19 protein-coding genes are annotated in these 19051 nt (G+C 69.2%); 3 read left to right on the top strand and 16 right to left on the bottom strand.

Annotation, left to right across the window (positions count from 1 at the left end):
* Nucleotides 1–14: 14 nt before the first annotated feature.
* The 4 genes from FDO69_RS16525 to FDO69_RS16510 all read right to left on the bottom strand — a co-directional run bounded on the left by FDO69_RS16525 (nucleotide 15) and on the right by FDO69_RS16510 (nucleotide 2538).
* Complete coding sequence (locus tag FDO69_RS16525; RefSeq protein WP_170320902.1) at nucleotides 15–1244, bottom strand: hypothetical protein; 1230 nt, start codon at nucleotides 1242–1244, stop codon at nucleotides 15–17.
* A gap of 99 nt (nucleotides 1245–1343) precedes the next feature.
* Nucleotides 1344–1811, bottom strand: coding sequence for a GNAT family N-acetyltransferase (locus FDO69_RS16520; protein WP_104780598.1), 468 nt, complete (start codon nucleotides 1809–1811; stop codon nucleotides 1344–1346).
* A complete protein-coding gene (locus FDO69_RS16515; protein WP_104780597.1) occupies nucleotides 1811–2041 on the bottom strand; it encodes a helix-turn-helix domain-containing protein in 231 nt (76 codons plus the stop codon). The genes FDO69_RS16520 and FDO69_RS16515 overlap by 1 nt, the downstream gene beginning before the upstream one ends.
* Nucleotides 2041–2538 (bottom strand): DUF2975 domain-containing protein, encoded by a 498-nt coding sequence (locus tag FDO69_RS16510; RefSeq protein ID WP_104780596.1) that lies wholly within the window; start codon nucleotides 2536–2538, stop codon nucleotides 2041–2043. The genes FDO69_RS16515 and FDO69_RS16510 overlap by 1 nt, the downstream gene beginning before the upstream one ends.
* A 168-nt stretch (nucleotides 2539–2706) precedes the next feature.
* On the opposite strand from FDO69_RS16510, the gene FDO69_RS16505 reads away from it, so the two are divergent.
* Together FDO69_RS16505 and FDO69_RS16500 are read left to right on the top strand one after the other, a co-directional pair.
* Nucleotides 2707–3396: a GAF and ANTAR domain-containing protein gene (locus tag FDO69_RS16505; protein WP_234387968.1), complete on the top strand. Its 690-nt coding sequence runs from the start codon at nucleotides 2707–2709 to the stop codon at nucleotides 3394–3396.
* A 464-nt stretch (nucleotides 3397–3860) separates the two neighbouring features.
* Nucleotides 3861–4718: a helix-turn-helix domain-containing protein gene (locus tag FDO69_RS16500; protein ID WP_104780595.1), complete on the top strand. Its 858-nt coding sequence runs from the start codon at nucleotides 3861–3863 to the stop codon at nucleotides 4716–4718.
* Here the strand turns inward: FDO69_RS16500 and FDO69_RS16495 are convergent.
* Entirely contained in the window at nucleotides 4715–4897 is a 183-nt protein-coding gene (locus FDO69_RS16495; RefSeq protein ID WP_104780594.1) for a DUF397 domain-containing protein, read from the bottom strand. The genes FDO69_RS16500 and FDO69_RS16495 overlap by 4 nt on opposite strands.
* Before the next feature lie 447 nt (nucleotides 4898–5344).
* On the opposite strand from FDO69_RS16495, the gene FDO69_RS16490 reads away from it, so the two are divergent.
* Entirely contained in the window at nucleotides 5345–5557 is a 213-nt protein-coding gene (locus tag FDO69_RS16490) for a hypothetical protein (protein WP_104780593.1), read from the top strand.
* Between the two features lie 61 nt (nucleotides 5558–5618).
* Here the strand turns inward: FDO69_RS16490 and FDO69_RS16485 are convergent, their stop codons facing one another.
* From FDO69_RS16485 to folC, 11 genes are all read right to left on the bottom strand, one after another.
* Nucleotides 5619–7583, bottom strand: coding sequence for a TIGR03960 family B12-binding radical SAM protein (locus FDO69_RS16485; RefSeq protein WP_104780592.1), 1965 nt, complete (start codon nucleotides 7581–7583; stop codon nucleotides 5619–5621).
* A gap of 87 nt (nucleotides 7584–7670) precedes the next feature.
* The gene (locus FDO69_RS16480; protein ID WP_104780591.1) at nucleotides 7671–9176 is read right to left on the bottom strand and encodes a CYTH and CHAD domain-containing protein; all 1506 of its coding nucleotides are present in this window, start codon (nucleotides 9174–9176) and stop codon (nucleotides 7671–7673) included.
* 66 nt (nucleotides 9177–9242) lie between these two features.
* Entirely contained in the window at nucleotides 9243–9851 is a 609-nt protein-coding gene (locus FDO69_RS16475) for a hypothetical protein (protein ID WP_104780590.1), read from the bottom strand.
* A 22-nt stretch (nucleotides 9852–9873) separates the two neighbouring features.
* Nucleotides 9874–11076, bottom strand: a complete 1203-nt coding sequence (gene rodA, locus FDO69_RS16470; RefSeq protein ID WP_104780589.1) for a rod shape-determining protein RodA — start codon at nucleotides 11074–11076, stop codon at nucleotides 9874–9876.
* Nucleotides 11073–13319: a penicillin-binding protein 2 gene (mrdA, locus tag FDO69_RS16465; protein ID WP_104780588.1), complete on the bottom strand. Its 2247-nt coding sequence runs from the start codon at nucleotides 13317–13319 to the stop codon at nucleotides 11073–11075. The genes rodA and mrdA overlap by 4 nt, the downstream gene beginning before the upstream one ends.
* Nucleotides 13320–13467: 148 nt before the next feature.
* Nucleotides 13468–14142 (bottom strand): rod shape-determining protein MreD, encoded by a 675-nt coding sequence (gene mreD / locus FDO69_RS16460; RefSeq protein ID WP_104780587.1) that lies wholly within the window; start codon nucleotides 14140–14142, stop codon nucleotides 13468–13470.
* Nucleotides 14143–14155: 13 nt separating this feature from the next.
* Nucleotides 14156–15103: a rod shape-determining protein MreC gene (gene mreC, locus FDO69_RS16455; protein WP_104780586.1), complete on the bottom strand. Its 948-nt coding sequence runs from the start codon at nucleotides 15101–15103 to the stop codon at nucleotides 14156–14158.
* 144 nt (nucleotides 15104–15247) lie between these two features.
* The gene (locus FDO69_RS16450) at nucleotides 15248–16267 is read right to left on the bottom strand and encodes a rod shape-determining protein (protein WP_004001297.1); all 1020 of its coding nucleotides are present in this window, start codon (nucleotides 16265–16267) and stop codon (nucleotides 15248–15250) included.
* 275 nt (nucleotides 16268–16542) lie between these two features.
* Nucleotides 16543–16956, bottom strand: coding sequence for a nucleoside-diphosphate kinase (ndk, locus tag FDO69_RS16445; protein ID WP_104780585.1), 414 nt, complete (start codon nucleotides 16954–16956; stop codon nucleotides 16543–16545).
* 65 nt (nucleotides 16957–17021) lie between these two features.
* A complete protein-coding gene (locus tag FDO69_RS16440; RefSeq protein ID WP_030836239.1) occupies nucleotides 17022–17378 on the bottom strand; it encodes a DUF4233 domain-containing protein in 357 nt (118 codons plus the stop codon).
* Between the two features lie 5 nt (nucleotides 17379–17383).
* Complete coding sequence (gene folC / locus FDO69_RS16435; protein WP_104780584.1) at nucleotides 17384–18907, bottom strand: bifunctional tetrahydrofolate synthase/dihydrofolate synthase; 1524 nt, start codon at nucleotides 18905–18907, stop codon at nucleotides 17384–17386.
* Nucleotides 18908–19051: the final 144 nt, after the last annotated feature.

The following is a 19051-nucleotide window of genomic DNA, read 5'->3' as shown; positions in this document are numbered from 1 at the left end:
TTGCCCAGTGTCGTTCAGTCCTTCGTGAGAGCGGTCGTACTGCTACCAAGAGTACGTGCCTCGCGTCCCGAAGGTTCCCCTCGGTCGGCGAGCTGGGGCGGGCGCGGCTCACCGAGGAGCATCCTCCGGAAGTCGGCGCGGGCCTGGCGTACGGATTCCCGGGCGGCGGCCACTGCATGCCGGGTGGCCCGCCGCACACTGCGGGCGGCCTCGGCGGCGGGCCGCAGGACGGTGTCCCGGACGGCGTGCCCGACGGGCGTCAGCACGCTGCGGTACACCCACCGCACCGGCTCGACGAAGATCCACCGCAGGAGGGTGCCGAGGAACCGCCCGACGGCCAGCGAGATGTGCCCGGCGATGCGCCAGGCGTGACCGAGGGCGTCCCACACCTCCCGCCCGACGACGGCGAGGACGCGGCCGACCGGCGTGAGGACCCACCGCCAGAGGGCGAGCGCGGGCAGGACGAGCAGGATGCGGGCGATCCAGTAGAGGGCCACGCCGATGCCGGTGACGGCCGTGCTCACCAGCCATACGAGGCCCTTGCCGCACCAGGCGACCGCGCGGCCGACGGGCGCGAGCACCCAGGTGTACAGCCACACGGCCGGTACGACGACGAGGTACCTGACGAGCCAGGACACGACCGTCCAGACACCGATGCCGAGCGCGGCGAGCACGGCGCCGAGCCCCTTCAGGACCCACGTCACCGCGTGCCCGACGGGCGCGAGGAGGTACGCGTACACCCAGCCGAGCGCGGCTCCCACACCCCGAGCGACCCAGCCGAGCCCGGCCCCGAAACCCCGGGCGACCCATGCGATCGCGTGCCCCACCGGGGTCAGCACGGAGCGGTAGAACCACACCAGCGGCACGACGACGAGGACGTTGCCGAGCCATCCGAGGGCCGTGCCCACCGGGACGACGAGGTAACGCCACAGCCCGACGAACGGCCAGACGAACACCGCACGCCCGAGCCACAGCAGTGCCCGGCCGAGCGGCCGGAGCAGGGCGTCGTTCAGGAACCGCCCGGTGACGACGAGTGCGTCCCACAGCATCCGGACGGGGACGACCAGGACGAGCACGACGATCCGCACCGGGATCCGGATGGCGACGGCGAGGCACCCCTCGGGGGCCTGTGACTCGTGCGGGGCGGGCGGCTGCGGCGCGCGCCGTACGGACGGCTCGGCCGGCCGCTTGCGCAGATCGACCCGCGCCTCGGAACCCTCGCGGGGATGCTTCTCCAGATCCATACCGTCGTAGACGCTCGCAGTGCCCCGTCCGGCTCCGGCACCGCGCAGTCCCGCCCCGTTCTCCCGCGATTCCTCCACTCGGCCGCAAGATCATACGGCTCAGGCGCGGGTGACCTGCGCCTGCAGCAGCCGGGGCGACCCCTGGAAGCCGCTGCGGGCGTACGCGGGGACGGCTCGCGTACTGGAGTGGACGGTCACGCGCTCCAGCCCGAGTTCGCGGGCTCCCTCCAGGACGGCCCGGATGAGCCGCCCGCCCAGCCCGCCGTCGCGCGCCTCGGGTACGACGTAGACGCACTGCAGATCACCGGAGGCCCGGCGCGGGGCCCGGGGCGTGGGCACCCGCTGCACCACGGCGAGCCAGGCCATGCCGATGACCCGGTCGTCTCGGACGAGCACCATGCAGCGGTGGGATCCGGCGTTCTCCTTGGCCCATGCGACGAAGTGCCGTACGAATTCCCCGCGTTCGCCGAGGTCGTCCGAGCCGTTCTCGACGAGCCACTCCCACCGGAGGGTTGCCACGGCCGCGAGTTCGTCCGGCCGGGCCGGCCGGATGCTGATGTTCTCCATCAGGGCATTGTCGGGTCCGCCGCTCCGTCCGTCTCCCAGCGCAGCAGATCCCCCGGCTGGCACTCCAGCACCTCGCACAGCGCGGCGAGGGTGGAGAAGCGGACCGCCTTGGCGCGGCCGTTCTTGAGAACGGCCAGGTTGGCCGGGGTGATGCCGACGCGTTCCGCCAGTTCCCCCACGGACATCTTGCGCTTGGCCAGCATCACGTCGATGTCGACGGCGATCGGCATCAGATGACCTCTTCCAGCTCTGCCTGCATCTGGGCCGCCTCGATGTCGCGCGCGACGGCCTGCGCGAGCAGCATCCGCAGCACGAGCACGACCAGTGCGACGCCGAGCACGGCCACCACGACCCCGCACAGCAGGAGGACCACCCCGGGAGCGACGGCCTCGCCCGGTGCGAGCACGACGGCGAGCGCGAAGACCAGCAGGGCGGCCGCCACGAACGCGCCGATCACGATGTGCACATAGCGGAAGGCGGCAGGGGAGAACACCGTCCCGCGACGCACCATCGTCACCAGCCGCCACACGCAGACCACGACGACCTGGGCCGTCACGATACCCAGGATCGTGATCACGAGGATCGGGGTGCGCAGGTACGCGTACTCGGCGCTGAGGCCGTTCATGTCCACGGCCAGCAGCGGCACCATCACCGCCTGCACGAACAACGACCCTGCGATCAGCACGACGAGCACCCCACGCAACGCCGCCACGGCCAGCTTCCCCATTGCCACCCCTTCGATCGAACTGCGATGGAAATCTATCGAGATTCGATAGATGACGCAAGGGGTCACCCTTCTACGCCCCGGCTAGGTCGGGCGGCCTGCCGGTGTGTGCGACACGTGACACCGTGGCAGGAGGTATGCATGCCCAGCACGCGACCTAGGAGGACGACAGTGGACTGGCGCGTGTTCGCACGGGAGATGGCCTCCATGGCGCGTGACCTGCTCGCCCAGGACTCGGTCGGCGCGACGCTCGAGCACATCACCAGAGCCGCCACCGAGCGCGTGTCGGGGTGCGACGCGGCCGGCATCCTCCTTCTGCACGGCGAGCGCGTGGAGACGCTGGCACCCACCGACGACCTGGTCGTCGAGAGTGACCGGCTCCAGGAGCGCCTCGCGGAGGGCCCCTGCTTCGACGCGGCCCGGACCGGCACCGGGGAGCGCGTGTTCCGCATCTTCGACTTCACCGCCGAGCAGGAACGCTGGCCCGCCTACGCCACCCGGGCCCGCGACCTGGGAGTGGGCAGCATGATGGGCTTCCTGCTGTACACCGAGAACGAGGAGCTGGGCGCGCTCAACCTCTACTCGCACCGGCCGGGGTCCTTCACGGACGACAGCGAGACCGCCGGCTGGCTGCTGGCCTCGCACGCGGCGGTCGCCTTCTCCAGCGCACGCAGCCACGCCCAGATGGAGCAGGCCCTGGCCACGCGCCACACCATCGGTGAGGCCATGGGCATCCTCATGGGCAGCCACCGCCTCAGCGAGGAGCAGGCGTTCGACGTACTGCGCCGCTACTCACAGGAGAAGAACGTCAAGCTCCGCGAGGTCGCCCGGCGGGTCTGCGACGAAGGCCGCCTGGACTGACGGCTCCCCCAGCACACATTCTGAACTGGGGGAACCTGGTCGGGCCGATCCCCCGGGGGAGCGTCACCAACTCGACCTCCTCTGCGAGTCCCCCTCAGAACGGCCCTCTCACCTCCCGTCTTCGTTCGCCTGGGGCGTGACATGAGCTCCGTGTTCGTTGTTGCCCCCTTCCTCGGATGAGCCGCGGGAGCGGATCGGGCAATTCCTGAGGGTCGATGAGGGTCGCCGAACAGAAGTCACCCGTGCGAGTGAATGCATCGATTGCACGTACTGATAAACCGCATCGATGTTTCATTCTTTCCCACTCATCCCGTGTATCTCTTCAGAGTTCTCGGCCTCCGCAGGGAGCCGTGCGGCATAGTGACACGTGGCAAAAATCCGCGTAGCCTTGCGAAACTGGTCGTCCTGAACACGGTCGGAGTGCCTGGCGGCGGTACGACCTGTGGCACCAGAAGGAGCTTTTCATGCCCGATGCCGACCCGATGTTCTACCGACACCTTCTGAGCTCTCAGCTCCAGGAGGCGCGCAAAAAGGCGGGGTATTCGCAGCCCGATGTTGCGCGAGAGACCGGATGGTCCCTGTCGAAAGTCATGCGCCTGGAGTCAGGCAGGGTGAAGATCTCCATGACCGACCTCAAGGCACTGATCAACTTCTACGATCTGGACCCCGACAACAAGGCGCAATTGCTTCGCGCCGGCGAGGAAGCGCGCCGACAGCCGTGGTGGTACGAGTACCGCTCCCTGCTGTCGGACGGTTTTCAGTCCTACCTCGGCTACGAGGCGTCCGCGTCCGTGATCCGCAATTTCGAGGCGCTGTTCGTCCCCGGTCTGCTGCAGACCGAGGAGTACGCACGCGTCGCCCTCCAGCAGTCCGTGGTCCCGGAGAAGGAGGAGCTGCTCGACCTCCGCATCAAGCGCCAGGACCGCATGCTGAGCGAATCGTCGAGCACCGAGCTGCGATTCCTGATCGACGAGGCCGCGCTCCGACGTGTCGTGGGCAGCAGTGAGTTGATGGCGGCCCAGATCCGGCACCTGCGACAGGTGAGCGCACTGGATCACGTGAGCGTGGGGGTTGTTCCCTTCAGCAGCGGGCTGTATCCCCTGCTGCGTTCACCGTATGTCATCTTCGAGTTCGCGAAAGCCGATCAGGAACGGGTGGTGTACCTCGAGAACCCAGACGGAAGTGTCATCCTCAACAACAAGGCGATCGTCGGCGTGCAACGGAGCGTCGAAAACTATCTCGAAGCCTTCTGGGAGATCGAGAACCGTTACGCCCAGCCCATCACCGAGTGGAGCGACAATCTCCCTCAGCTCGCGGCCTAGCGGGAGGACAGGGAATTCAAAAAGGACGCCCACGCTGCGGAATCGACCGCCAGACAGGGGCCGTCGGACACTTTCGAATCCCTGACCATGACGGGACGACCCAAACAGACCTCAACGCAGTTTTCCGGCCCACTGGCGGAACTCTTCCGCCACTCCGATGTCGGATCCGGAAGGGTCACGACTCCCCCAATCCCGCACTGCAGGTACCGATGGCACAGCCCGGCCTCTGGCCGTCAGTATGACGGCAGGAGCCATGACTGCCAAGGCCGTCGAATACCGGTGATCTCGACACCCGAGAAGGGGACGGTCATGGAAAGTTGACCAAGCACATGATGTCCCGCGAAGCGGCAAGCGTCTTTTCGGCCAAGAATGCGGGGAGTTTTTCACAGCGAGAAGGGGAGCGCTCGGTCAGCCGGCAAGCATCGTCCGAGTACTCCCCCACCGCGAAGCGCCCTCGTCCACTCGATTCAACCAGGAAGCCTCATGGCAGATAGTAACGCGAGTTGTGTCACCGGCCAGAGCCACGGCTGGGCATTCCCCGTCGGCCCCCTGCCCCACCGCACGGCCGCCCGCCGAGGCGCCCAGCGAGAGCCTGGGCGGATATCGGGCTCAAGGGGAGGCACCTCATGACTCAGGCGCCGCCTCCTCCTGCCGGAGGCCTGTCGCAACGAGCCCTGCTCATCATCATCGCCTTACTGATCGGCCTTCTCACCGGCCTCGCAGCGGGCGTGCTGGCCGTGCTGCTCCACGCCACGGTCCTCGACGCGGCGAAGTGGGCGGGAGGCACCTTCATCGCCATCACGATGCTGCTGTTCAAGATCCGCGAACTCTTGCGGTGACGCACCCTCCACCTGCTGTCGGCCACTCACGAGGGCCGACAGCAGGACCGGACGGTTCTCCTCAGTGCGTGTGCCCGCCAGGAGCCGGTGCCGCGTTCTTGACCGTCAGGGGCAGCAGCTTCTTGCCCGTCGGGCCGATCTGGATGCTCGTGTCCATCTGCGGGCACACCCCGCAGTCGAAGCACGGCGTCCAGCGGCAGTCGTCGACCTCGGTCTCGTCGAGGGCGTCCTGCCAGTCCTCCCAGAGCCAGTCCTTGTCCAGGCCGGAGTCGAGGTGGTCCCAGGGGAGGACCTCCTCGTAGGTGCGCTCACGGGTGGTGTACCAGTCGACGTCGACGCCGAAGGGGGCCAGTGCCTTGTCGGCGCAACTCATCCAGCGGTCGTAGGAGAAGTGCTCGCGCCAGCCGTCGAAGCGGCCGCCGTCGTCGTAGACCGCGCGGATGACCGCGCCGATGCGGCGGTCGCCGCGGGAGAGCAGGCCCTCGACGATGCCGGGCTTGCCGTCGTGGTAGCGGAAGCCGATGGAGCGACCGTACTTCTTGTCGCCGCGGATCTTGTCCCGCAGCTTCTGCAACCGGGCGTCCGTCTCCTCCGCGGAGAGCTGCGGGGCCCACTGGAACGGCGTGTGCGGCTTGGGGACGAAGCCGCCGATCGAGACCGTGCAGCGGATGTCGTTGGAGCGGGAGACCTCGCGGCCCTTGGCGATGACCTTCGTCGCCATGTCGGCGATCTGGAGGACGTCGTCGTCGGTCTCCGTCGGCAGGCCGCACATGAAGTACAGCTTCACCTGGCGCCAGCCGTTGCCGTACGCCGTCGAGACCGTGCGGATCAGGTCGTCCTCGGAGACCATCTTGTTGATGACCTTGCGGATGCGTTCCGAGCCGCCCTCGGGGGCGAAGGTGAGGCCCGAGCGGCGGCCGTTCCTGGTGAGCTCGTTCGCCAGGTCGATGTTGAAGGCGTCCACGCGGGTGGAGGGGAGCGACAGGCCGATCTTGTCGTCCTCGTAGCGGTCGGCGAGGCCCTTGGCGATGTCGCCGATCTCCGTGTGGTCGGCGGAGGACAGCGACAGCAGGCCGACCTCCTCGAAGCCCGTCGCCTTCAGGCCCTGCTCGACCATGTCGCCGATGCCCGTGATGGAGCGCTCGCGCACCGGCCGCGTGATCATGCCGGCCTGGCAGAAGCGGCAGCCGCGGGTGCAGCCGCGGAAGATCTCCACCGACATGCGCTCGTGGACCGTCTCGGCCAGGGGGACCAGCGGCTGCTTCGGGTACGGCCACTCGTCGAGGTCCATGACGGTGTGCTTGGAGACCCGCCACGGGACCCCGCTGCGCTTCGGCACGACACGGGCGATCCGGCCGTCCGGCAGGTACTCGACGTCGTAGAAGCCGGGCACGTACACCCCGCCGGTCTTCGCCAGGCGGAAGAGGAGCTCCTCGCGGCCACCGGGGCGGCCCTCCGCCTTCCAGGCGCGGACGATCGCGGTGATCTCCAGGACCGCCTGCTCGCCGTCGCCGATCACGGCGCAGTCGATGAAGTCGGCGATGGGCTCGGGGTTGAACGCCGCGTGCCCGCCGGCCAGGACGATCGGGTCGTCCAGACCCCGGTCCTTGGCCTCCAGAGGGATGCCGGCCAGGTCGAGGGCGGCCAGCATGTTCGTGTAGCCCAGCTCCGTGGAGAAGGACAGGCCGAACACGTCGAAGGCCTTCACCGGGCGGTGGCTGTCGACCGTGAACTGCGGGACGTGGTGCTCCCGCATGAGTTCCTCCAGGTCCGGCCACACACTGTACGTGCGCTCGGCGAGGACGCCCTGCTGCTCGTTGAGCACCTCGTAGAGGATCATGACGCCCTGGTTGGGCAGACCGACCTCGTAGGCGTCCGGGTACATGAGCGCCCAGCGGACGTCACAGGAGTCCCAGTCCTTGACCGTGGAGTTGAGCTCTCCGCCGACGTACTGGATCGGCTTCTGCACGTGCGGGAGCAGAGCTTCGAGCTGCGGGAAGACCGACGCAGCGACTTCGGCAGGCATGTCGCGCACCTTCGTGGGCTGGACTGAACTGACAGGGGTGACCATCCAGACTAACGCGGTCGCGGGGTACCTCCGTACGCCGGAAGATCAGAGGTCCGCCGCACGGTCCTTGATCCCGCCCCAGAACCCGGGCAGTTCTGCCTCCACGCGCAGCGCTCGCTGTTCCTCGCGCTCGTGGAGAAGGCCGTAGGTGAAGGCGCTCTCCCCGGCGGCGTGGGCGACCGCCGACAGCTCGCGCAGGGCCTGCCGGGCCATCACGCTGTCCTGGTGCTCGCCGAGCAGGTTCTGCAGGGCCTTCATCGACGTGACCACGTCCTTGGCCGGCTTGCCCAGCACGGGTTCGGCCGCCTCCGCCGCGTAGCGGGTGCGCTTGGTCTTCTTGCGGGCATCGTGCAGCACGACGTCCCGGTCGGTGCCGGGCTCCAGGTCCGCCGCCCGCTCGATCAGCTTCGCCACCTTGCGGAAGTCCTTGCGCACGGCCTTGGCGATCGGCTTGCGGGGTTTCTTGCCGGCCGCCTTCAGCAGGGGCGGGTCGGCGATCAGTGCGTCCAGGGTGTCGAGCAGGTTCAGGTAGCGGTGGGAGTCCAGGACACCGAGGAGGTGGCCGCGGGCGCTGCCGTGCTCGGCGCTCGACCACGCGTGCAGGCGCTTCGCGACCGGGCCGCGGACCAGGCCCTCGGGCACCTCGTCGACGGCCGACGTCAGCCGCTCGGTCAGCACCTCGCGGTCCCGGTCCAGGCCCAGCTCGCCGGCGAGCCACTTGAGCTCGTCGGCGACGGGGCCGGTGACGGCCCGGTCGAGGATCTCGCCGAACGACTTGAACGTGCTGCGCAGCCGGCGGGTGGCCACCCGCATGCTGTGCACGGAGTCCTCCGCGTCGCGGCGGACGGCGGGATCGAGCTCGACGATCGCGTCCCGCTGGGTGCGCATGTAGGCGAGCACATGGTCTCCGGCGGTCACCGGTTTCCGGGCGGACGCCGGCCTGCGCCGCTTCCCCGGTGCCGTCTCCTCCAGGGCTCGGGCCAGCTTCGACGACGATGCCGACGGCCGTACGCCCGCCTTGCGCAGCCGCTTCTCCACCTTGTCTAGCAGGGCCGGGTCGCCCCCGTCGGCGAGCTCCACCTCGATCTCGGTCCACCGCGCTTCGCCGCCGCGCCCGGTGAGCCGCTCGGCGTGCACGGTGTCCACGCTCACCTCGGCGAGCAGTCGGCCGTCGGCGTCGAGCAGGTGCCGTACGTCGCGGTCGGAGCGCAGCCGGACCACGGGAAGCAGCTCGCTGTCGCGCACACGGGAGCGGACCAGCGCGGCGAGGTCCTCGGGGAGGGTGTCGGTGAGCGGGGCGCGGATCTCGTCGCGGACGTCCGGAGCGATCGGGAACTTGAGGTGCCAGCCGGCGTCGGAACCACCGGTGCGGCGGCGCAGGGTGACGGACGACGCGGCGAGGCGTTCGTCCACGGTGTCGTGGTAGGTGGCGTCGAGGTGGGCGACGCCCTTGTCCACGACGGCCGCGACCCCGGCGGCGCCGGTCAGGTCGGGAAGCCCGCCCTCGTCGGATTCGTACTTGCGCTCGATCTCGCGTTTCGTCTCCGCCATGAGACAAATCTAGTGGCTGACCGGCCGGGACAGCAGTGGTGAGCGCCCTCCGAGCGGGCGTCACGTTCAGGTCGTCAGCAGGGCCCGCATCTCCTCGCCGTCCGGGAACGGGGCGTCCTTCGCCGTCCGGGAGACGAGATACACATGGGCGTCCTCGAACTGGTGGTACGACAGCGGCTCCGGGCCCTGTCCGACGATCAGCACGTTGTGCTCCAGGCGCCAGCTGACGTACCGGGTGTCGTACCGGGGCTGCCGGACGTCGTGGTTCGGCAGCCCCAGCCGGTCGGTGAAGCGCTGCACGACGGCGGCGAAGAGGGCGTCGAACTCCGGCCGCCAGGCGCCCTCCTCGCTGGTCCAGCCGGGCAGTGGGCCCCAGCAGTCCTCGTCGAGCAGGCCGCCGTCGACCGAGTAGAGGTAGGCGAAGGGCAGATAGAGCGAACCGTCGCCGTCACACGTGACGAAGTGCCCCTGCGGGGTGACGTGGGTGGCGTCGGGGACGTCCGGTGTGTCCTCGTACGCCGGGCCCTGCACCGCCTGCGACCAGTCGGGCCAGCCGGCCTCTCGCATCCGCGCCTCGATGGCGTCGCCGTCGGTCAGGTCCAGCTCCGCCAACGCGAGGAGCCGGCTGACCAGTTCCTCGGTCACCGGGCACCGGGCCACGTACTCGCCGGACATTTCCGCTCCCCCTCCTGGGACGCTAGGCCGACATCGGCCGCTGCACCCGGATCGACTGCAGCAACCCCACCGCTATCCACACGGCGAACATCGACGATCCGCCGTACGACACGAACGGCAGCGGCAGGCCCGTGACGGGCATGATGCCGAGCGTCATGCCGACGTTCTCGAACGTCTGGAAGGCGAACCAGGCGACGATGCCCGCGGCCACGATCGTGCCGTACAGGTCCGTGGTCTCCCGGGCGATGCGGCAGGCCCGCCACAGGACGATGCCGAGGAGCACGATGATCAGACCGCCGCCGAGGAAGCCCAGCTCCTCCCCGGCCACGGTGAAGACGAAGTCCGTCTGCTGTTCGGGCACGAACTGGCCGGTGGTCTGCGAACCGTGGAAGAGGCCGGAGCCGGTCAGGCCGCCCGAACCGATGGCGATGCGGGCCTGGTTGGTGTTGTAGCCGACACCGGCCGGGTCGAGCTCCGGGTTGGCGAAGGCGGCGAAGCGGTTGATCTGGTACTCGTCGAGGATCCCGATCTGCCAGACGGTGACCGCGCCCAGGGTGCCCGCGCCGAGCAGGCCGAACACCCACCGGTTGGACGCCCCGGAGGCCAGCAGCACGCCGAGCACGATGATGACCATCACCATGACCGACCCGAGGTCGGGCATCAGCATCACGATCAGCATCGGCACGGTGGCCAGGCCGAGGGCCTGCACGACCGTGCGGTGGTCGGGGTACTGCTTGTCGCCCGCGTCGACCCGGGCCGCCAGCAGCATCGCCATGCCCAGGATGATCGTGACCTTCACGAACTCCGAGGGCTGGAGCGAGAAGCCGCCGGGCAGCTGGATCCAGGAGTGGGCGCCGTTGATCGTGGAACCGAGCGGGGTCAGCACCAGCAGGATCAGCAGCACCGAGAAGCCGTACAGGACCGGCACGGCGGTGCGCAGGCCGCGGTGGCCGAGCCAGATCGTGGCGGCCATCAGGGCCAGGCCGATGCCGGTGTTCAGCAGGTGCCGGATGAGGAAGTAGTACGGGTCGCCCTGGTTGAGCTCGGTGCGGTTGCGGGTCGCCGAGTAGACGAGGAGCGTGCCGAGCAGCGACAGGGCCAGCGCCGACAGCAGGATCGGCCAGTCGAGGCGCCGCGCCACCGAGTCACGGGCCAGCAGCCGCGTCCAGCCGGAGCGCTCGGGCCCGTAACCGGAGACCTGGAAGCTGTTCACACCGCCGGTCATGCTGACAACCTCCGGCTTCCCCGGCGGCGCCGCCGCCTTCGGGTGTTGCGGTTCTCGGGGGACGGCGGGGCCGAGGTGACCGGCTGGAGCGGGTCCGCCGGGGCGTTCGGGTCCTTCTTCTTCGCCTGGCTGTCCTTGGCCGGGTCCTTGGGGACCTTCGGGGAGGCGATGGTGCCGTCCGTCTTGATCTTCGGCAGGGTCTTCTGCGGCGTGGGCAACAGCGCCTTCTTCGCGTCGATGTCGCCGTCCTCGGAGACGCCGTACAGCGCGTTGTAGATGTTGCGGACGGCGGGGCCCGAGGCGCCGGAGCCCGTACCACCCTGGGAGATCGTCATGACGATCGAGTAGTCCTTGGTGTACGTGGCGAACCAGGAGGTCGTCTGCTTGCCGTAGACCTCCGCCGTACCCGTCTTGGCGTGCATCGGGATCTTGTCCTGCGGCCAGCCGCCGAACCTCCAGGCGGCCGTGCCGCGGGTGGCGACTCCCGCGAGGGCTTCGTCTATGCGGTCGCGTGTCTCCTGCGTCATCGGCAGCCTGCCGTGCGACTTGGGCTTGATCGGCGTGACGGTCTTGCCGTCGGCGCTGATGACGGCCTTGCCGACGGAGGGGTTGTAGAGGGTGCCGCCGTTGGAGATGGCCGAGTAGATGGTGGCCATCTGGATGGGCGTGACGAGCGTGTCGCCCTGGCCGATGGAGTAGTTGACGGAGTCACCGGCGCGCATGCGGTTGCCTTCGAGGCAGTTCTCGTAGGCGATCTTCTCGGCGTAGCTGCCGTTGCGCTTGCCCGTGCGGCACCAGGCGTCCTTGTTGGCCTTCCAGTAGCTCAGCTTCCACTGGCGGTCGGGGACGCGCCCGGTGACCTCGTTGGGCAGGTCGATGCCGGTCTCCTTGCCGAGGCCGAACTGGTGGGCCGTCTTGTAGAACCAGTCGTTGGCGTTCTTCTTCGGCTTGGTGCCGCCGTCGCGCTTCCACTCCTCGTGGGAGAGCCGGTAGAAGACCGTGTCGCAGGAGACCTCCAGGGCGCGGCCGAGGCTGATCGGGCCGTATCCCTTGGACTCGAAGTTCTTGAAGACCTGGCCACCGAGGTTGTACGAGCTGGAGCACTGGTAGGGGCCGTCGAAGGAGTAGCCCGCGTTGATCGCGGCGGCCGTCGGGACGACCTTGAAGATCGAGCCGGGGGCCGACTGGCCCTGGATGGCGCGGTTGAGCAGCGGGTAGTTGGAGCTCTTGCCGGTGAGCCGGGCGTAGTCCTTGGCGGAGATGCCGCCCACCCAGGCGTTCGGGTCGTAGGCGGGGTTGGAGGCCATGGCGACGACGCGGCCGGTCTTGGCCTCCATCACCACGACGGCGCCGGAGTCGGCCTTGTAGTTCGTGCCCGTGTTGCGGTCGTGCTGCTTGCGGGCCTCCTTCATGGCCTCGTTCAGCTGGTACTCGGCGATCCGCTGCACCCGGGAGTCGATGCTGGTGACGAGGTTGTCGCCGGGGTGGGCCGGGTCGGCCTCGGCCTGGCCGATGACCCGGCCGAGGTTGTCGACCTCGTAGCGGGTGACGCCTGCCTTGCCGCGCAGCGCCCTGTCGTACTGGCGCTCCAGGCCCGAGCGGCCGACCTGGTCGGAGCGCAGGTAGGGCGAGTTGGTGTTCTGCGCCTTCTTGATCTCCTCGTCGGTGACCGGCGAGAGATAGCCGAGGACCTGGGCGGTGTTGGCCTTGCCGGGGCTCGGGTAGCGGCGCACGGCCTCCGGCTCGGCGGTGATGCCGGGGAAGTCCTCAGCGCGCTCACGGATCTGCAGGGCCTGCTTGGCGGTGGCCTCGTCGGTGATGGGGATGGGCTGGTAGGGCGAGCCGTTCCAGCAGGGCTGCGGCGTCTCGGCGTCGCACAGCCGGACCTTCATCTGGACGTCCTTGGGCGTCATGCCCAGGACCCCGGCGAGCTTGGTGAGGACTTCCTTGCCGTCGTCCTTCATCTTCAGCAGGTCGGTGCGGGAGGCGGAGACCACCAGCCGCGTCTCGTTGTCCGCGATGGCCACGCCGCGCGCGTCCAGGATCGAGCCTCGGACGGCCGGCTGGACGACCTGCTGGACGTGGTTGCCCGACGCCTCCTTGGCGTAGGCGGCGCCCTCGCGGATCTGGAGGTACCACAGGCGTCCGCCGAGGGTGAGCAGGAGGGAGAGGACGAGGATCTGGATGACGACGAGCCGGATCTGGACCCGTGAGTTCCTGCCGGTCTCGGGAATGTTGGTCACTGCGGCTGCCTCCCCCTCTCGGTGCGCGTACGGGTGTGCGGGTGTGCGGGTGCGTCCGGGCACGGATGTGCGGATACGAGTGATGAACGACGGGCCCACGAACCGGCGTTCCTACTGGACCGACCCGTTCGGGTGAACTTCGCTGCGTTCACAGCCGCTTGACCCCCTTGATGCGCCCGGCGCGCGCCATCCGTGCCCGGGCGGCCTTCACGCGCAGCCCGTTGCGCTGGCTGCCGATCTTCAGGCCGGTGCCGCCGGAGAGCCAGCCGGAGGAGATGTCCGTGGCCTTGGCGGAGGCCGAGGTGGACTCGGCGAGTGGATCGTTGTCGGCGCGCCGGGCCAGGGCCATGATCCCCGGCACGACGAACGGGGCGAGCAGCAGGTCGTACAGGGCGGCGGTGAACAGCAGGCTGCCGAGGCCCACGTGGCGGGCGGCGGTGTCGCCGACGAGGGCGCCGACCCCGGCGTACAGCAGGGTGGAGCCCACCGCGGCGGCCACCACCACGACCATGGGGCCGGTGGCGGACTTCAACTGGCCCGACTCGGGTTTCACCAGGCCCGCGAGGTAGCCGATGACGCACAGCACGAGGGCGTAGCGCCCGGCGGCGTGGTCGGCGGGCGGGGCCAGGTCGGCGAGCAGACCCGCGCCGAAGCCGACGAGGGCGCCGCCCACATGCCCGTACACCAGCGCGAGGCCGAGCACGGTGAGCAGCAGCAGGTCGGGCACGGCGCCCGGCAGGTGGAGGCGGGCGAGGACGCTCACCTGGATCACCAGGGCGACGACGACCAGGGCGGAGGAGAGCAGGATCCGGTTGACGCGCATGGGGTGACAGCTCCTACTGCTCTTGCTGGTTCTGGCCGTCCACGGGTGCCTCGGGGGACGGCGTCACGGTCACCGTCACTGTCGGCCTGGGGGTCGGCTTGGGCTTGGGCGGGAGCACCGTGTCACGCGGGTCCTTCTTCGGGGCCGCGACGACGACACCGACGATGTCGAGCTTGGTGAAACCGACGTACGGCGTGACGTACAGGGTGCGGGTCAGGCCGCCGCCGGAGGGATCCACGCGGGACACCACGCCGACGGGCACGCCGGGCACGAACGGCCGGTCGGCCTGCGAGCCGAAGGTGACCAGGCGGTCGCCCTTCTTCACCTCGGCCTTGCCGTTGAGGAGTTCGACGCGCAGCGGGCGGTCGCCCTGCCCGGAGGCGAAGCCGAGCTCGTCGCCGGACTCCATCCGGGTGCCGACGGTGAAGTCGGGGTCGCTGGCCAGCAGGACCGTCGCGGTGTTGGGGCCGACGGTGGTGACCCGGCCGACGAGCCCCTCCCCGTTCAGGACGGTCATGTCGCGCTTGATGCCGTCATTGGCGCCGACGTCGACAGTGATGGTCCAGGAGAAGCCCTGCGCGGCCCCGATGGCGATGACCTGGGCGCCCTTGATGCCGTACTGGCCCTGACCGGCGATCTTCAGCATCTTGTCGAGCTGCTTGAGGCGGCTGCGGCTGCGGTCGTCGCTGCCGAGGCGGGCCTTCAGGGCCGCGTTCTCCTCTTCCAGCGTGGCGAGCCGGTCGTGCCGGTCACCGGAGTCGCGGATGGCGGAGACCGCGTTGCCGACCGGGTCGACCGCGGCCGAGACGCCGCTCTCGATCGGGCCGAATACCGTCGCCGCACCCTGCCGGGCACCGTCGACGGGCGAGTCCTCCCCACCGCGGATGTCCACCGTGATCAACGCGAACGCGACGGCGATCAGCAGCACCAGGAGCAGCCGGCTCTCTCGTGTGTCCCTCACGTGCGGCGGCCGTGCCCTTCCTCATAGGAATTCGGGAAGCCCCAGGGAATCCCGAGGGGCTGCTTTGTGGGAGCTTATGCAGCTGTATCAACGATCCGCCGCACGAGAGGAGATCGTCCCGTACGGCGGAATCGAAGAGTTATGTCATCTGCGCGGCTGGGCGTCCAGCACCTGCTGGAGCGCCTCGAACTCCTCGACGCACTTTCCGGATCCGAGCGCCACACTGTCCAGCGGGTCCTCGGCGATGTGGATCGGCATACCGGTCTCCCGGCGCAGCCGCTCGTCGAGGCCACGCAGCAGCGCTCCGCCACCGGTCAGAACGATTCCCCGGTCCATGATGTCGCCGGACAGCTCCGGCGGACACTTGTCGAGGGTCGTCTTGACGGCGTCGACGATCGCGTTGACCGGCTCCTCGATCGCCTTGCGGACTTCGGCCGCGGAGATGACCACGGTCTTCGGCAGTCCGGAGACGAGGTCCCTGCCGCGGATTTCGGTGTGCTCGTCGGAATCGAGGTCGTACGCCGAACCGATCGTGATCTTGATCTGCTCGGCCGTGCGCTCACCCAACAGGAGGGAGTACTCCTTCTTGATGTGCTGGATGATCGCGTTGTCCAGTTCGTCGCCCGCGACACGGATGGACTGGGCGGTGACGATGCCGCCGAGGGAGATCACCGCGACCTCCGTGGTGCCGCCGCCGATGTCGACCACCATGTTGCCCGTGGCCTCGTGGACCGGCAGGCCGGAGCCGATGGCCGCGGCCATGGGCTCCTCGATGATGTGCACCTGACGGGCGCCGGCCTGGGACGACGCCTCGATGACGGCGCGGCGCTCGACGCCCGTGATGCCCGAGGGCACACAGACGACGACCCGCGGACGAGCCAGATACCGCCGCTTGTGGATCTTCAGGATGAAGTAGCGGAGCATCCGCTCGGTGATCTCGAAGTCGGCGATCACGCCGTCCTTCAGTGGACGAACGGCAACGATGTTGCCGGGCGTGCGTCCGATCATCTTCTTCGCTTCGGCACCGACCGCGAGGATGCCACCGGTGTTGGTGTTGATCGCGACGACGGACGGCTCGTTGAGTACGATCCCGCGACCCCTGACGTACACCAGCGTGTTGGCGGTCCCGAGGTCGACAGCCATGTCACGGCCGATGAACGACATTGAGTTCCCCATCAGGATTCGTCTGGCCTTCCCAGGAGCTTTTGAGGGCTTTTCAGGTAGGCAAAGGTGGGTGCTGTGACGTGAAGGCTTCCATCGTAGACGCGCCTTCGCGAAGACTGCGGGAGGGTCTCCGCCATTGTCAGCAGATGCCGACCGCATTCGCTTCTGGAGACGGGCGTTCGGGGCCCATCGTTCCCTCGATCGCCACGCATATGCCGCAAAGCCCGGGGGCCCCGCCCCCAGACCCTGCCGTATGTGCTGGTGAGGTGCGGACGCTACGCCCGGCCGGGGAAGAAAATCTTCACTTCGCGCTCGGCGGACTCCTCGGAGTCGGAGGCGTGGATCAGGTTCTCCCGGACGATGACGCCGTAGTCGCCGCGGATGGATCCGGGGGCGGCGGCGATCGGGTCGGTCGGGCCGGCGAGCGCGCGCAGCCCCTCGATGACCCGCTCGCCCTCGACGATCAGCGCCACGACGGGGCCGGACGCCATGAACTCCACCAGCGGCTCGTAGAAGGGCTTGCCCTTGTGCTCGCCGTAGTGCTGCTCCAGCGTGTCCTGGTCCAGGGTGCGCAACTCCAGCGCGGTGATCTGCCAGCCCGCCTTGCGCTCGATGCGGCTGATGATCTCGCCGGTCAGGCCACGACGGACGGCGTCGGGCTTGAGGAGGACGAGGGTGCGCTGGCTCACGACGGGCTCCTTGGAGGTGAAGGTTGTGCGGTGGGACGAGATTACCCGGCGTGTCGGGGCGCCTGTTACGCAGCGTCAGGTGTGGACGAGCTGGCCTGGGCCGCGAATCTCGCCTTCGCCTCGTCCACCTTCCGCCCGTAGTGGACGGACGCCCACCACAGGGCCGCGAAGATCGCGCCCAGGAAGTACATGGTCGGCACGATGAACCCCGACGCGATGAGCGCGATCTGCAGCGCCCAGCCGAGGGCGACCCCGCCCGGGCGCGTCACCAGACCGCACAGCACCAGGCACAGGAACATCGCGATGCCGCTGACCGTCCACACGGTCGTCATGGACAGGTCCGGGTCCTTCATGGCGACCAGACCGGCGAACCCGATGACGAAGAACTCGCCGATCAGCGTCGAAGAACAGAGCGTGCGCACGGGACTCAGCCCCTCCCCAGGAGCAGTCGGGCCTCGCCGACGGTGATGACGGAACCGGTGACGAGCACACCACCGCCGGAGAACTCGCCCTCCTCCTCGGCCAGCGTGATGGCGGCCTCCAGGGCGTCCGGCAGCCGCGGCTCGACCTGGACGCGCTCCTCGCCGAACACCTCCACGGCGATACCGGCGAGCTCGTCGGCGTCCATCGCGCGGTGGCTGGAGTTCTGCGTGACCACAACCTCGGCGAACACCGGCTCGAAGGCCTCCAGCAGCTCCCGCACGTTCTTGTCACCGCTCGCGCCGACCACCCCGATGAGGCGGCTGAACTGGAACGCCTCCCCGATCGCCGCGGCCGCCGCCCGGGCGCCCGCCGGGTTGTGGGCGGCGTCCAGCACGACCGTCGGCGAACGGCGCACGACCTCCAGCCGGCCCGGCGACGCCACGGCGGCGAAGGCCTTGCGGACGGTGTCCAGGTCCAGCGCGTCGGCCCGCTGCGCACCGACGCCGAAGAACGCCTCGACGGCGGCGAGCGCGACGGCCGCGTTGTGCGCCTGGTGAGCGCCGTGCAGCGGCAGGTACACCTCGGGGTACTCGCCGCCGAGCCCGCGCAGCGTCACCAGCTGCCCGCCGACGGCCACCTGCCGCTCGACGACGCCGAACTCCAGCCCTTCCCGGGCCACGGTCGCGTCCACCTCGACGGCCTTCTTCAGCAGCACCTGCGCCGCGTCGACCGGCTGCTGCGCCATGATGACCGTCGCACCCTGCTTGATGATGCCGGCCTTCTCCGTGGCGATCTCGGCGTGTGTGGTGCCGAGCCGGTCCGTGTGGTCGAGGTCTATGGGCGTGACCACGGCGACGTCCCCGTCGATCACGTTCGTGGCGTCCCAGGAGCCGCCCATGCCGACCTCGACGACACCGACGTCCACGGGCGCGTCGGCGAACGCCGCGTACGCCATGCCGGTGAGCACCTCGAAGAAGGACAGCCGGTACTCCTGCGCGGCGTCGACCATCTCCACGTACGGCTTGATGTCCTGGTACGTCTCGATGAACCGCTCGGGCGCGATGGGGGCGCCGTCGAGGCTGATGCGCTCGGTGATCGACTGCACGTGCGGCGAGGTGTAGCGGCCGGTGCGCAGCTCGAAGGCGCCGAGCAGGGCCTCGATCATGCGCGCTGTGGAGGTCTTGCCGTTCGTCCCGGTGATGTGGATCGACGGGTACGACCGCTGCGGCTCCCCCAGGACGTCCATCAGCGCGGCGATACGGCTGACGGAGGGCTCCAGCTTGGTCTCGCCCCACCGGGTGGCGAGCTCGGTCTCGACCTCGCGCAGGGCCTTGTCGACCTCGGGGTCGGCGGGGCGCGTCGGGATGTCGGCGTCGGGCGGGCCGCCCTGGGTGCGCAGGGTTCGGCTGCCGGCTTCGATGACGGCGAGGTCGGGGTCGCGGGTCGTTTCCTCCGCGATGATCTCGTCGAAGCTGTCGAGGGGGTCGGGCTGGTCGTCGGCGTTGTGGTCTGGAGGGAGCTCGCTCACGGGGCCAGTCTACGGAGCGGGGGTGACATCGGTCGGGGGTGGCTTGTGTCGTGGTGTGGGTGCGGGTCGCCTGTGGCTTGTCGCGCGGTTCCCCGCGCCCCCCGAAAAGCCGGTGCGTACCCCCTGAGGTACGTGTGAGGCCCC

It is taken from the genome of Streptomyces tibetensis, from assembly GCF_007655005.1.
GTDB lineage: Bacteria > Actinomycetota > Actinomycetes > Streptomycetales > Streptomycetaceae > Streptomyces > Streptomyces tibetensis.
Note: the sequence above shows the minus strand (reverse complement) of the source record. Positions and strands in the feature narration are given on the sequence as shown.